General features: G+C 65.3%; 12 protein-coding genes. 2 read left to right on the top strand and 10 right to left on the bottom strand.

The window, feature by feature from the left end; genetic code table 11:
• Position 1: 1 nt before the first annotated feature.
• Positions 2-2101 (bottom strand): AAA family ATPase, encoded by a 2100-nt coding sequence (locus G6N57_RS06790; RefSeq protein ID WP_097926254.1) that lies wholly within the window; start codon positions 2099-2101, stop codon positions 2-4.
• 436 nt (positions 2102-2537) lie between these two features.
• Positions 2538-3353 (bottom strand): fructosamine kinase family protein, encoded by an 816-nt coding sequence (locus tag G6N57_RS06785; RefSeq protein ID WP_268950796.1) that lies wholly within the window; start codon positions 3351-3353, stop codon positions 2538-2540.
• A 108-nt stretch (positions 3354-3461) separates the two neighbouring features.
• Here G6N57_RS06785 and G6N57_RS06780 point away from each other — a divergent pair, with 108 nt between their 5' ends.
• A complete protein-coding gene (locus tag G6N57_RS06780; protein ID WP_163646616.1) occupies positions 3462-5126 on the top strand; it encodes a BamB-related PQQ repeat family beta-propellar protein in 1665 nt (554 codons plus the stop codon).
• A 227-nt stretch (positions 5127-5353) separates the two neighbouring features.
• Positions 5354-6088, top strand: coding sequence for a hypothetical protein (locus tag G6N57_RS06775; protein WP_234815907.1), 735 nt, complete (start codon positions 5354-5356; stop codon positions 6086-6088).
• Here the strand turns inward: G6N57_RS06775 and G6N57_RS06770 are convergent.
• From G6N57_RS06770 to G6N57_RS06735, 8 genes are all read right to left on the bottom strand, one after another.
• Positions 6039-6737, bottom strand: a complete 699-nt coding sequence (locus tag G6N57_RS06770; RefSeq protein ID WP_077739808.1) for a YoaK family protein — start codon at positions 6735-6737, stop codon at positions 6039-6041. The two genes, G6N57_RS06775 and G6N57_RS06770, sit on opposite strands and share 50 nt — an antisense overlap.
• Positions 6738-6753: 16 nt before the next feature.
• On the bottom strand, positions 6754-7701 hold the full coding sequence (locus G6N57_RS06765; protein WP_077739807.1) for a mammalian cell entry protein: 948 nt from the start codon (positions 7699-7701) through the stop codon (positions 6754-6756).
• Entirely contained in the window at positions 7668-8228 is a 561-nt protein-coding gene (locus tag G6N57_RS06760; RefSeq protein ID WP_077741806.1) for an Rv1363c family protein, read from the bottom strand. The genes G6N57_RS06765 and G6N57_RS06760 overlap by 34 nt, the downstream gene beginning before the upstream one ends.
• Entirely contained in the window at positions 8225-9202 is a 978-nt protein-coding gene (locus tag G6N57_RS06755) for an RDD family protein (RefSeq protein WP_077739806.1), read from the bottom strand. The genes G6N57_RS06760 and G6N57_RS06755 overlap by 4 nt, the downstream gene beginning before the upstream one ends.
• Positions 9199-9852, bottom strand: coding sequence for an Rv1363c family protein (locus tag G6N57_RS06750; RefSeq protein ID WP_065459099.1), 654 nt, complete (start codon positions 9850-9852; stop codon positions 9199-9201). The genes G6N57_RS06755 and G6N57_RS06750 overlap by 4 nt, the downstream gene beginning before the upstream one ends.
• Positions 9822-11375, bottom strand: a complete 1554-nt coding sequence (locus tag G6N57_RS06745) for an MCE family protein (RefSeq protein ID WP_165777818.1) — start codon at positions 11373-11375, stop codon at positions 9822-9824. The genes G6N57_RS06750 and G6N57_RS06745 overlap by 31 nt, the downstream gene beginning before the upstream one ends.
• A 6-nt stretch (positions 11376-11381) precedes the next feature.
• Positions 11382-12533: a virulence factor Mce family protein gene (locus G6N57_RS06740; protein ID WP_077739804.1), complete on the bottom strand. Its 1152-nt coding sequence runs from the start codon at positions 12531-12533 to the stop codon at positions 11382-11384.
• A gap of 86 nt (positions 12534-12619) precedes the next feature.
• The gene (locus G6N57_RS06735) at positions 12620-14260 is read right to left on the bottom strand and encodes a virulence factor Mce family protein (protein WP_097926541.1); all 1641 of its coding nucleotides are present in this window, start codon (positions 14258-14260) and stop codon (positions 12620-12622) included.
• Positions 14261-14265: the final 5 nt, after the last annotated feature.

Below are 14265 nucleotides of genomic sequence, written 5' to 3'. Positions count from 1 at the left end.
GTCAAGCCGCATCCTTCTTCTCGGTCTTCTTGGCGGGCTTCACCGACTCACCGGCCTTCTTGACGTTGTCCTTCACGTCGTTGACCGCCTTCTCAGCGCCCTTCTGGATGCCCTCGGCCGCGGACTTGATCTGCTTACGTCCGTCGTCGGCAAGCTTGTTCACGCGGTCCTGGGCGTCCTTGACGGCCTTGGCCGTCCGCTCACGCGCCTTCTCCGCCGAGACCTTCGCCCGCTCGCCCGCTTCCTTGACGGTCTTGTCCAGCTGTTCGCGGGCGTCGTCGGCCGCGGTACTGAGCTTCTTGGTGCCGTCGTCGGCGTTCGCCGAGCTGTCGTCCGCGGCAGGTTCGTCCACAACAGAAGTCAGCTTGACCGTGTCTGCACCGACATTGGTCTGCGTGATGCCCTGCGGCTCAAAGCTCGTCTTCGCAAGGCTCTGCGTACCAACGTTGTTCAGCGCATCCTGGGTGAGGCCGGTCAGCGCATCGGTGAGGCTCGAGAGGTCCAGCGCGGATCCGCCGGTCGTCAACGTGTTGCCGACGCCCAGCAGGCTCAGCAGGGTCTTGATGGGATTGGAGACCGGGGTCTGGCTCACCAGGCCGTCATCGATCGCCTTCTGGATACCCGTCACCAGGTTGTTCACCAGATGCCCGGGTACCTGACCCCAATCGACATCCGCCGGAAGCGTGCCGAAAGCCGTTGGGATATCGGCCTCGTCGAGCGAGCGTTCGTAGACGCCCGTCGTCGGGTCGTAGTAGACATCGGTGTAGCCGAGGTTGACCAGGCTGGTGAGCACCGGGGTGAGCGCCGTGCCGATCGGGTTGTTGAGGTTCGCCCCGGTCAGCAGGTTGACGACGTCGTACGCCAGGTACGTCGGCTCCAGCAACGGCAGGCTGTTGGCCGGGATGGTGATGTAGATGTTGAGCTTGGGGCCCTTGGTCGGATCGTCCCCGGGATTGGCGATGTAGTCGGTGATGTCGGCGCCGAGTTGCGACACCACCTGGTCGACCAGGACCGTGGTGAGGGAATCCAGCGTCTGGTTGCGCAGGATGTAAGTCGGGAAGAGCCCTGCCGCAACGTTGTTCGCCATCGTGAACGGGTTGGGCCAGGCAGCGAAGTCTGACAGCGGGAGATACTCGGCCGTCGCGTCGATCTTGATGGGGATCAGGTTGGCGCCGCCCAGCGTGAGTCCGAAGAGCTGAACGCCGTTGAGCAGCCCTTCCCCGTCAGTACTGCTCTGCACCTGGGTATCGGGAGTCACGGTGTCGATCCCGAACAATCCGAACAAGGGGTAGGCACGGGCCAGGATGCCGCCGTTGGCCCGGCCGGGGTTGTCGATCAGGATCATCGGCAGGATGGTGAAACTGCCGAGAAGGGGATCGGTGCCCGTATACGCCGCCCCGCCAGGCTGATTCGGCAGATCGTCGACCACCTGCTGATACGCCGCACCGGCCGCGAAGGCACCGAAGCCCCAGCCCGCCACGATAGGGATTCGAACATCGGCGACATTCGTGTCCATCGCCGGCAGGTCCATACCGGTGAGCAGCTTGAACGCGGCTTTGATTGGGATGAGGCCAGGGCCCTCCGTGGGGAGACCGAGCGCCTCAAAGATCGACTCAAGGCTGATATCGAGGTACGGCGTGTTGTTGATCTCGTCGGCCACCGAGTTCGGGAAGGACGGCGTCCACCCCAGATCGACGCCAAGCATCTTCAGGAGCGTGAACGGTCCACCGGCCGTGATCAGGTTGATCCCGGCCGACGACAGCGGGTCATTCAGGTCGATGCCGAGAAGCTCGCCCACGTCAATGGGCAATCCGTTCAGCGCGCCGCCGAGCGCCCCACCCAACGCGTCATTGATCGGATCCTCGATCGCGGTCGTCGGATCGATCCCTGCCGCCTGCAGGAGTGCGGCCAGGTTGAAGGTGTTGACGAACGCGGTCTGGAGCTGGGCGCCGACGGTTTGGAACTGGTTGTAGGCCTGAGTTCCGAAGCCGCCCGTGAGGTCCGGAATCTGGTCGGGCGGCGGGAAGATCTGGACCCCGGATTGCAACCGTAGATCGCGCTGGACCGCCGCGGCCTGAGCCGACGGCGGGGCAACGCCCACCGTAAGCGCGGTGACTGTTGCGGTTGCCGCCCCGAGGGTCGCAACCCTCTTGACGCGCCTCCGCTGCCTACGGTGTTGAACTGCCATCTGACCAGTCCTTTCGGCCGGTTTCTCAGGTTGATCTCAGGCAACGTAACACTACTGTGACCTCCATCACTGCATTGCTGGAAAAATTTCACTATTCGCCTTCGCAATTTGTCGCAAACTTGTTGAAAGTGACCCGATGCGCGCTGCGCTGGCCAGAGGCATATTGACGCTTGCGACAGGCAAGCGTTGCTTTTGTTGCGGGCAGCCAGATGCGACGTTGCTACATGCCCATGCACGCACGCCTTGCCGTTGTCAGACGTCCGCTGATCTGTCAACTGATTCCGGTCGGTACCAAAACCGCCTCAACCAGCGCCAGCAGCCGACGACACCCGCCAATGAGCGGCTCGAACTACTCGATCCGTAGTTTGCTGACGCGTGCCAGAACTCGCCGCGCTGCCGCCTCGGCCTGGTCCACGTAACCGCCGCCGAACAGCGCCACGTGAGCAAGCAACGGATAGAGCTGGTGCAGGTCGACCCGATCGCGCCACGCGTCCCGCAGCGGCCGCACCGACTGGTACGTCGCCAGCACGTCATCGAGGAACGGAAACCCGAACAGCTCCAACATCGCCAGATCGGTCTCGCGATGACCGCCGTGTGCCGCCGGGTCGATGAGCACCGCGCCGTCGGCAGTCCACATCACGTTGCCGCTCCAGAGGTCGCCGTGCAGTCTGGCCGGCCCGTCGTCATCATCGAACACGCCTGTGCGGCAGAGGTCGGCCACCGCAGCGATGGCGTCGCGTGCCCCCGCACTGAGCCTGCCTGCCGCCAGCTGCCCCATCGGGCGCAGCCGCTCATCGGCGTAGAAGGTGCCCCAAGAATCGTGGCCGGCCAACGACATTGGCAACGGCTGTGACATCGGGCCGAAGAACCCGTGTCCGTCATGACCGTCTGGTCCGGCCCCGTAGGCCGATGCACCCGCATCGTGGGTGTGGGCCAGCTGCTCACCGAAGATTCGAGCGGCCTGCGCCGTCGGCGATACCGGGCGCAGGCGCTGCAACGTCAATGAGGTTGCGTCGTAATCGATTACCGCAACACACGGCGCACCACCCTCGACGGCCAGCCAGTTGAGCCCGGCCGCCTCCGCAGCGAAGAACCCGGCCGGCACCAGCGAGTTGCGCTTGACGAAGACGTCAGCCCGATTCGCGGCCATGGCCATATCCGTCACGTTACCGGGCTGAGCTGGCACACTTTTCCCGTGTCGTGGGGGAAATCGTTGATTCGCATCATTTCGGCAGTAAGTCTGGGATTGGCGCTCGCCATCCTCGTGTGCGCCGTGAGCCTGGCCCTGACGAGTTGGCTGGCTGGTGAGCCGTCGCCAGCGCTCGGTGCATGGGAAGAGTTCCTGCCGCCCGAAGCAGCATCGCTGGGTGCGCACACACCCCGAAGCATCGCGATCGCCCTTTGTTGGCTTGTCGGCCTGCTACTGGTGACGACCGCCATTGCCTGGTTCGTCGGCAGAACCCATCCGGGCACATGGGTCTTGCCGGCCGCAGTGGGCGTGATGGTCCTGTTGTTCATGACCTTCTACGCCGACAGGCTTGGTCAGTTTGTTGGCTGGATGATGTTCTATCCACGCACGGCCCAGTTGCCGGTCACGCTCTCCGCCTGGCGGTTGGGGCTGATCGGTGTGGCCGCACTGATCATCGGCAGCTTCGCCGTCCCCCGCTTCTCCCATCGTGGCTGGCGTGTTCCTGTCGTCGTCGGAATTCTCGTCGGGCTCGCGGTGTCGGCTTCGGCAACCAACTTGACGATCCGTACCGGTGACGACCGCCGATTCGTTGACGCGTCGGTTGCATCATCGCCACCCGCGGATCTCCCCATACCGGGCACTCTCGGCATAAAGCGCTTCACGCTCAAGGTGTCCGACTGGACCAAATGGGATCAGATCGAGCACAGCGGGTGGTACGTCGCGCCCATTGCCGGTGGCTTCGTCACGTACGGCAACGGGCGCGTCACCTCCTACGGCCCCGATTCAGCTGAGCGATGGCACTATTCACGCTCCGGTCCCGGTGAATCGCGCGTGACGTCGCTGCACGTGTTCGACGGCGGGCAGACCGTTGTCGCCGCGATCGGTTCGTATCCTTCGGTATTGGTGGGTCTCGACGCATCCACCGGCCTGCAATTGTGGTGGTCCTCGAACAAGGACTTGGTCGACACCTACCGCAAGGTGATAGATCATCGCCCACCACCGGCCCTGACCTATCTGGTCGACGAGAATCCCGACGCATTGACCTGGACGCGGTTCGACACCAGAACCGGGACGCCGCTGTGGACGGCGCCGGTGCCCGGTTCCCGCTGCCGTTCTTGGGGCCGCGGCAATGCGCGTTTCCTCCAGAGCGCTGAGCGATGCCCGGGCAACGGCGGGATGGATGTCCAGTTCGCAGTTGCCGATCCGGACACCGGCACAACCGCTTGGGAGGCAACGGTTCTGCATGGACTTCCATATACCGCGGAGGATTTCAAGAACCACCGCGTGGCGATGTCCACCTCGCATGCGGGCGACGGCGCCGCCATCCTCACTGTTGGCCCCGATGGTGAGGAACGCCGCTCGGTGTTCATCAACGCCGCACGGCGGTCCTACGAGGGGCTCGGCAGCCCCGCGTATCCCATCCTCACCACCGACGGCTCCGACGAGTTCCTGACTGACGACAATGACCGGGCCACCTTACGTAGCCCGGACGGACGAGAGCAGTGCTCGTTCGACGACCGACCCGCGAGTGCCACCGGGCGAATGTCCCCGGACGGTATGGCTTTGATCCTGGACAGGCAGGTCGTTTTCGGCACGTACGACGGACTCGTGAGCTTCGACCGAGGCACGTGCGCGCGGGCCGGCAACGTCCCGACGTCGTCGCATGCGGCCGCACTCATGGCGGCGCCAGGAGTCAACCTCGTCGTCCGCACCGACGACACCGGCACCTGGGTGGACGGCTACGCCTGATCGACAACCGCATCCGCGCGCTACTCGGCTTCTGGTGGTGGTTGGGGTTGGAAGGGTGGGTACCACCACCAGTGGGCGCGTTCCCCGGTCGGCCCGCGTGGTGGCTGGGGTGGGGGTGTGGTGGGTGGACGGGTCCTCATCAAAGCAGAGAGGTTCGACAAGTTTTCGGACCGGAACGACGACAACCGCGAGCATCCGGCAAGATAGCTGAGGTGGGGATAAGCCTGTTGCCGTTCACTCGCCTCTCGGACGCTGACGTCGCGGGTGCGCTCGACCACGCGGTATCCGTGATCAACCCGGCACTTGATGTGTTCAGCCGTTTCGATCCGCTCGGGCTGAGACGACGCACCCATCGCGAGGAACCCGGCGAGGGCCCCGTGGGCAAGTCCCTTGACATCGCCGCCGCTTTGCTCAATTTCGCTGAGCTGCCAGGCACCAAGGCCTGGGCCGAGATGGATCAGCACGGCCACGTGAAGTGGTGGGTGCACCGCGCCGGGGCCGTCACCACCATCCTGGTCGCCTTCCCCGGGGCATTCGGGGTCATCGCCGACCGGCTCGGTATCCAGGACTTCCTGGGCTTCACCAACCAGGCCATCGTGTTGTGTGCTGTGGCCCGCGAGGATGGAGTCACCGACTACGACGATCAGGTGCAGTTGCTCGGCGCTGTCCTGTGCGACCGCCAGCTGTCCGAAGCGCCTACGGACGACTCCGACGTACCACCGCAATCCCTGCCGGGAAGGCTCTGGGAGTTCGCCGGTACGTTACGTGCGGTCGGCGACGAAATCACGAAAAGACCTCACCCGCAAAAGCTTTACCGCTATCTCGGCATGCTCCCTGGCGTCGGCGCGGTGGCCGACTACTTCGGCGAGTTCACCGCCCTGCTGCACGCAGCCGACGAGGGCGCCACCTGGATCAGCGAGCACTCTCCGCAGACGCCGGCTCCGGAGCCGGCCCGAACTTGAAGATGAGCGCACTGGTCGCCACCACCACCGCCGCCAGCGCGATCACCGGCGCAACGGTGAAGCGCGACAGCGTCGCTCCCAACACGGCGCCGCCACACATCGTCAGCACCACGCCGTAGCGCAACTTCTCGCGGTCCCCGGTGCCCCCGGCCAGTCGGCTGTCGTAACCGATGCCGACGATCGTCTGGGTCAGCACCGTGGTGCTCAACTCCTGGATGCCGAACTGCCGTGCGGTCGCGTTCTGGATACCGAACGTCATTGCCAGAACGATGAGCATGAACTTGCGATTGTCGTGATAGTCCACCACACCGGTCCCGGCGAGAATCGAAAGCACGGTCAGCAGAACGACTTCCACACCCAGCGCGGTGGCCAGCCAGTTGCGGACATGGCTGTCGAGATGACGTCGCAGGCGCCCGCCCACCACGGTGCCCAGCACGAATCCGATGAATGCCACCAAGGCACCGGTCACATCCACGCCCGACCCAGGTACGAACCAGAACCCGAGGAAGATCACGTTTCCGGTCATGTTGGCGACGAACACATGGCCCAGCACCAACACGCTGACCGCGTCGACGATCCCGGTGGCGGACGTCAACAACAGCAGCGCCACAACAGTCGACCGCTGTGTCACCGGTGAGGCGATGGCCATGGCTACATCCTCGCCTCTACAGCTGCGGCGACAGGTCCAATTGGGTCAACGCCGGCATCTGGGTGATGCGCCACTGTCCATCTGTGCGCTGCAGTATCAGCCGATAGGACATGTACCGCAGGGACGGGACGTTCTTGGTAACCGGGCTCGTCGACACCGTGTTCGTGTAGACGATCGCAGTCGCCTCATCGCGGCTGATGGTCTCCACCGCGGTACCCATCACCTCGGTGTTGTTGGTGACCTGTGCCTGCTTGTTGGTCGGCACGAGGGTGTCGATCAATTGCCGGTACTGGTTGGCGAAGTCGCCCGACAGGTACTTCGCGGCCCGGTCCGGCAAGCTTTCGATGTTGTCCGGGTTGTAGGTCCACAACGTGGTGATCGCGTCGGCCGACGTCCGTGCCACTTGCAGTTTGGTCGCCACCAACGCCCGGTCGGCCAGGTACGGCTGCAGCATCGCACCGCCGAACGCACCTGCCGCCACGAACACCACCGCAGCGCCTGCCGCAAAATACGTCAGGCGCTTGCCCGCCTCACGGTGCGGAACGAGAACTACGTCGTCATCGGATTCAGCCTCGCCCGAATCCGATTCGCTCGATTCCGCCTCATCCGCTTCAGCGCCGGACTCCTCAGAGCCCGTCGCCACGTCGTCAACTTCAGCGTCAACCTCGGCGTCGGCGTCAGCCTCCGGCTCGACGTCCGGCTCAGCCGTCGGCTCCGGCTCGACATCGCTTTCGGCCTCGGTCCCCGCCTTGCGACGGGTCTTGCCCACCGGGGTACGACGTTCCGGAGTGCCCTCGGCCTCGGATTCCGAGTCGGTTTCGGAGTCAGATTCCGAATCGGTTTCCGGCACCGTCTCCTCAGGCACCGCCTCGGCACGGCGCCGCCGCCCGAAACGCAGTCTGCGGCGCGGCTTGTCAGGCTCGCCGGTGGTCAGATCACCTGAATCAGCTGGCTGATCTTCCACTGCTGTCCTTCCCAAATCGTCGTCGCAATCCAACGGCTGCCGCTTTCCACCACGGACTTTCCGTCAGGGGTTCGGGTACTGATCTTCGTAGCGACCAGAACGTCGGCGCTGCCGTTGTCGTTCCATCGCTGGACACCGGCATCGAGTACCGAACCTTCGGTCGGCTCGGCCCGCGCCACCTGAACGACGATCTCGTTCTGCTTCTCCTGGAACATCTTTCGGAAATCACCGGTCGCCTGCGACGCGATGCGGTCGGCATAGTCGTTGGCGTGGTAGGGATCCAGCGTCGTGTAGACCGTCATGAACTCGCGCACGTAGTCCAACGCGCCCGCGGTCTTGATCTCCGCCCGGCGATCCGATTCGTGCCGCACCAGGATCAGCGAGCTGCCCACGATGGCAGCCGCGATGATCAGGGCCGAGATCATCCCGACGATCGGCAGACCCCAGCGGATCGGCTCTTTGGGTTCCTTGGGCTCGACGGCGAAGTAGTCGCGCTCGTCGGGCTCGATCCGACGACGCGGGCTCACTGTCCGCCTCCGTTCAGCACCGGCCGTTTGAGCACCGTCAGGTTGTCGACGAGCCAGTGGTCGTCCGACTTCTGGAATTCCACCCGCACCGTCGCGGTGATGAACTTCAGCTCCTGGGGGTTGGTGCCCCGCTGACCCTGCAGCGCCACCAGCATCGAGGCCGTGTCCTCGGTGATGCCAGGCAGCACCGCGCTGCTCACGGCCCAGTAGTCGTTGGTGGTCGGCCCGGCCTTGCGGACCGCGTCCTGCTGGGCGACCAGCTGTTGCCGGTAGTTGTCGGTGGTCAGCGACTGCGCCTTGGAGAAGTCGGCGTCGACGGAATCCACCCCGTAGCTCAACAGTTGCTCGACGATCCGCGGGCCCTGGTCGGCGATCTGCGCGCGGGCCTGGTCCACGGCCCGGTCCTGCCGGTACACCAGCAGATATCCCAGCCCGACGGCGATTCCGCTGAGCAGCGCGAGCGTCAGCAACATCGCCCCGACGCGGCGACGGACATTGGACTCGGGCCGCTCGACGCGACGCACCTCGGTCCTGGTCAGTAGATCGGCGAACGTCCGGTGGCGCGAATCCCACAGCGGCCACAACCAACCCAGGAACACCGCGGCGGTGTCCAGCAGATGGGCCAGATCACGCAGCAGCAGCCGCCCCAGACCGGCGTCACCGGTCGACGACACCACCCGGATCCCGAACACCGAACGTCCCGGACTCCAGCCCGTCAACGCCGGCAACAGCACGCGATTCACACACGAGACGGCGACCAGCAGGACCAGCCCGCCCGCGTACACCGCCCACCACAACCACTTGCCCAACGGCGTGCCCTGGGTGACCAGCGTGGCCGTCACGATCAGACCGGCCGGCGCCAGCACATCGATGGCGAAGGCACCGGCCCGCGCCGGCCAGGACGCCAACCGCGTCTGGTCCGCCCCGGCCCCCGAGGTGGAGACCGCGCCGGCGTTGTCCAGCACAGCGGTCACGACGTGACCTGGTCGAGCCGCGCGACCTTGTAGTTGCCGTCCTCGGCGCGGGCCATCTTCACCCGCAACCGGTAGCCCTGCTCTTCGTCGGACTTCTCGGTGTTGGTGACCAGCACCCGCACCGCGACCAGCAGATCCATCGACCCGTCGTCGTTGTGCTTCTCGACCGCGGCCCGCATGTCCGAAACCTTCACCTGCACGTTGGCAGCCTGATAGGCGTCGAGCAGCATGCCGCTGTACAGGCCGGCCTGCGCCCCGAAGTCACCGGTCGAACATTCGATGATCTTGGTCTGCGCCGCGATCATCGCCTGGGTGTCGGGCGCCTGGGTCGCGGTCACGCAGTCTTTGGCCGCGGCCAGGGCCTCGGCCTCGTCGCTGGCGATCCGTTCACTGTCCTGATGTGCCCGCAGCGCCAGGTAGCCACCGACGCCGACGGCCGCCGCCAGGACGAGCAACCCGGCGAGGATCGCCGCCATCCAGCCCCGCCCCAGCCGTGACGGCCGTGACTCGGACTCCTGAGAAGCCTCCTCGGCATCCGTGGCCGAGATCGGGTCGACGATCTCGGTGACGGCCTCCGCTTGCGGTTCGGTGGTGTGAGGGTCCTGCTGGTCGGTGAGGTTCAGCTGGCTGGTGCCAGCATCTCCTTCCATCCGTCATCTCCTGGTTTATTCGAGTTGGTGACGGAGTACTTCACACCGCCGGGACCGACCACCTCGCCGCTGGACGGACTATAGGTGGCGGTCGAACCTGCTGCCGGAGTGTAGATGCAGGGGTTCGGCTGCTGTCCACTACAACTCACATTGCCACCCCGCGGCGCGGTCAGCGGGTCGCTGCGCATCGCCGTTGATTCCGGTGGTGGAAGCTGACTTGCCGGCAACGGGTTCAACCCATTATTCACCGACGGCGCGGGGATGACCCGGCCCGGATCGACGGGCTGATCGCAGCGCGCGGCCGGAGCCGGGCAGTTGCGGATCTGGTTCGGGTCGCCGTACCACGGGTTGGTGCCCAACGGCTGGTAAGGCTCGTTGCTGCGGCACTCCGCCGGCGAGGCGGCCCGCTTGCCGGGCACGTCGGCACACGGATAGTTACGCGCGCCGCGCACCGCGTTCGACGCGTCCTTGGGGATCTTGCAGTACAGGCCCGACGGCAGCGGCGCCGTCGACGTGTCCGCAGGCGAACGCCACTCGGACGCGGGCAGGAACCCGGTCAGGCACGGCGGCGGCATGTTGATACCCAGGCCGAAGTGCAGCAGGCCCTTGGGCGCGAAGATCGTCGCGGTCTGGGCAACGGCGCCACCCTGAGGCAACGCCACCAACACCTGCTCGACGTTCTTGTTGTACCGCTTGAGCATGTCGATGACGATTTCCAGGTTCGCCAGCGTCTGCGGCAGGGACTCCTGGACGTCCCCGAACACCGAGTTCAGCTGATCGGCCGTCGGAGCCGCCTGCTGGATGCCACTGCGCAACGCCGCGTCGTTCTGAGCGCTCTGCGCCGCCAGCGTGTTCAGGTTCTTGGCCCACCGCGAGATCGCGTCGCCCGAGTTCACCTGGCTGTCGATGATCGGTCCGGAGTTCTCGACGATGTCGTTGACCGGACCGAGGTTGTCCTTGAAGTCGCTGGCAATCGCCTGGGTGGAATCGACCAGGCGCTGCAGTGACGGGCCGAGGCCACCGACGGCCTGAGCCGTCTCGTCGAGCAGAACCGCGATCTTCTCCTTCGGCAACGCCGCCAGGCCACGCTGGGCGGCGTCGAGAGACGGACCCACCTCGGCGGGCACGGTGCCCTTCTCGATGGTGTCGCCGTCGCGGAAGTACTTACCTTGACTGCCGCCCTCGGACACCAGGTCGATGAACTGCTCACCGACCGCCGACACCGAGTGCACGTTGGCACTGGCGTCGAGCGGCACCCGGTACTGGTTGTAGATGTTCATCCGGACATGGGCGCCCTGTTCGGTGGGCTCGACAGAGGTGACCTTGCCGATCGTCGTTCCGCGATAGGTGACGTTGGCCGTCGCGTACAAGCCGCCCGAGTTCGGGAGGTTGGCGTTCAGGTTGTACATCCCGACCCCGGCCCACGTCGGCAACCGCAGGTACACGAGCGCCAGCACGACCAGAGCGATCGCCGTCAGCACGGTGAACAGAACGAGCTGCATCTTGATGAAGCGGGTCAGCAACATGTCTCACTCCCCCCTTTCCACAAGCGGGCCACCAGGTGCATCGTGCGGGTTCGGCGTGAACCGGACGTCCGGGATCATCGTCGCCGGATCGCGGCCCCACGCCTGCTCCAGCGCCCGGAGCATGCCCGAGACACCGGTGCCGGACAGGAACGCGTTGTCCACCGAGCTCAACGTCAGGTCGATCGTCAGCGACACGTTGATGTAGTCGCCGCGCACCGCCTTCGGGATGTTCTCGATGTTGAACGGCACCGTCAGGATCAGCTTGAGCGCTTCCACCAGGTACGGGGCCGACCGCGCCAGCTGCTTGAGCGGACGCTGCAGGTTCTGCAGGTTGGTGTGCAGGTTCGCGTTGCTGTTCGACAGCGTGTCGTCGGCAGCCTTGGACAACCGGCCCAGCGAGGTCACCGCGTCGGCGAACAGATCGCGCGTATCGGCGAAGTGCTGGATCAGCGGCGGGAACTCGGTGAGCACCCGGTCCAACGTGTCGTTGCGCGCCGCGACGATGTTCAACAGCCGGTTGGTCGAATCGATCGCCCGGGTGATGTCGTTGCGCTGCTGGTTGAGCTCATCGGTGAACGTGTCGAGCCGGCCCAGGAAGTCGCGGATCTGATCGGCGCGACCGTTGAGGATGTTGAACACCTCGGTCTGGATGGTCTCGATGTTCGGGATGCCACCGCCGGTCAGGATGCCCGAGATACCGGCCAGCGTCCGCTCGATCGTCGGATAGGCCGACGACTGGGCGAGCGGGATGGTGTCCCCGTTGCGCAGCTTCTCCTCGGACGGCTTCGCCGGCGGGTTGAGCTCGATGTGCTGCGAACCCAGCAAGCTGGTCTGGCCGATCTTGGCCTCGGTGTTCTTCGGCAGCACGATGCCCGGCTCAAGGTCGACGGTCAACGTGGGTACCCAGTTGATCAGCTCGATCTTGCGGACCCGGCCGACGAACACGTCGCGCACCCGCACCCGGCTGTTGGCGTTGAGCGCCAACGTCTCCGGCATCTGCACATAGAGCGTGGTGCGGCCGGACTCGGTGCCCGGCCCACCCGGCAGTGGCACGTTGGCCACACCGCGCCACTGCCCACACGAGGTGAGGATCAGCGCGGACGCCGACAGCACCGCGACGCGTCGACCGACGCGACCCCAGTCAGGTGTCCTCATCCGTCCCGTCTGCCCTTTGCGCAAGCGGCTCATCGGTCCCGATTGCTCTTCGCGCAAGCGGCTCATCGGTCCTGTCTTTCGGCTCATCACGGCTGCCCTCCGACCTCAGCGGGCAGCGCCGGTCCGGCGGGAGCCGGGCCAGGTGCCGGAGCGGCCGGTGCGGGACCCGACATCGGATCACCCGGGATCACACCCGGCGCAGGCGCCGGCGGCGGTCCGGGCTGCGGGTACCACGGCGGCGGCAGCGGATTGCGCTCGTCATAGGAGTTCGGCGGTCCGGGCAGGTTGCCTCCCGGAGGAGCACCGAACGCCGGCGGGGCCGGCGGGGCCACGATGTCCGGGCCACCCATCAACTCGGACAACGACTCCGGCGTCAGCATCTGCTGAGTGGCCGGCTGCACCTGCACACCCTGCATACCCGGCGCCACGGTCCAGCCCGGCTCGTGGTTGCCGTGCGAGAACAAGGTGTCCCGCGACCAGATGCCCGGCACGGTGGTGTCCTTGTAGCCGCCGGGCGGCTGCAGGCGCGGATCCGAGTAGGAGATCTGCTTCGGCAGCGTCATCGCGGTGTTGGCCAGGTTCTGGCCGAACGGCAGGAAGTTGAACTTGATCGCGTCCAGGATCGGCGCCAGGTACTGCGCACACAGTTCGGCCGAATCCTGGTAGCCCAACCGGCTACCCGCCTGGATCGAGCTGCAGACGAACTGCAGCGGGTTGGAGAAGTTGGTCAGACCCGGCAGAACCGGCAGACCCACGATGCCACCCTGGTTGGGCGAGACGATGTTGAGCACGTTGGCGGCCAGGTTCGGGTAGGCGTGCAGACCCGTCTCCAGACCATTGCGCGGTTCCGGCTGCAGGATCGCCGTCGTCGCCTCCGACAAGTTGTTGATGTCGTGCGTGAGCACGCCACCGTTCTTGTCCAGGAAATCGCGGGTGGTCTTGAGCACCTTGTTGAGATCCTGCAGGGCCGTTGCCAGCTCCTGGTCGGTGTTGGTGAACGAGTTGGTGAACTGCGCCAGGTCGTTGTTGAGCGCCACGAACTGCTGATCGCTCTTGTGCAGGGCATTGACGAACAACGCCAGGCTCTTGACCACCTGGAAGAAGTCGCCGCGGCCTTGGTTGAGCGTGGTCAGCGCCTCCGACAACCCGTTGAGGGTGCGGTTGAGCTGGTCACCCTTGCCCTGGAAGCCGTCGGCGAAGGAGTCGATGATGTCGCCGAACGGGCCCTTGGGCTGGGCGGCGGTCGGGCCCAGTTCGTCGAGCAGACGGGTGATCTGGTTGCGCAACTCGTCGTACTCGACCGGGATCTGGGTGTTCTCGATCGGGATCACCGCGTTGTTCTGCAACCGCGGCCCACCCGTGTAGGGCGGGGACAGCTGGATGACGCGCGACGCCACCAGGCTCGGGTTCAGCACAGACGCCGTGACGTTCTCGGGCACCTTGTACTTGTTGTTGACGTGGAAGACGACCTTCATCTTGTCGCCGTCGGTCTCGATGCTGTCGATCGCACCGACCTTGACGCCCATGATGAGGACCTTGTCACCGGGGTACAGCGCGAGCACCTCGGGGAAGTACGCGGTGACCGTGGTGGTGGTCATCTTCTTGTACAGGTTGATGCCGAAGTAACCCAGCACCAGGGCTGCTGCCAACGCCAGCGCACCGACGATGACAGCTGCCCGGGAAGCCTTGGGCAACTTGATGTTTCGAACGTTAAATACGGTTGACATATCTG

Origin of the sequence: Mycolicibacterium boenickei (assembly GCF_010731295.1) — a bacterium.
Lineage (GTDB): Bacteria > Actinomycetota > Actinomycetes > Mycobacteriales > Mycobacteriaceae > Mycobacterium > Mycobacterium boenickei.
This window is presented reverse-complemented; position numbering and strand designations above follow the sequence as displayed.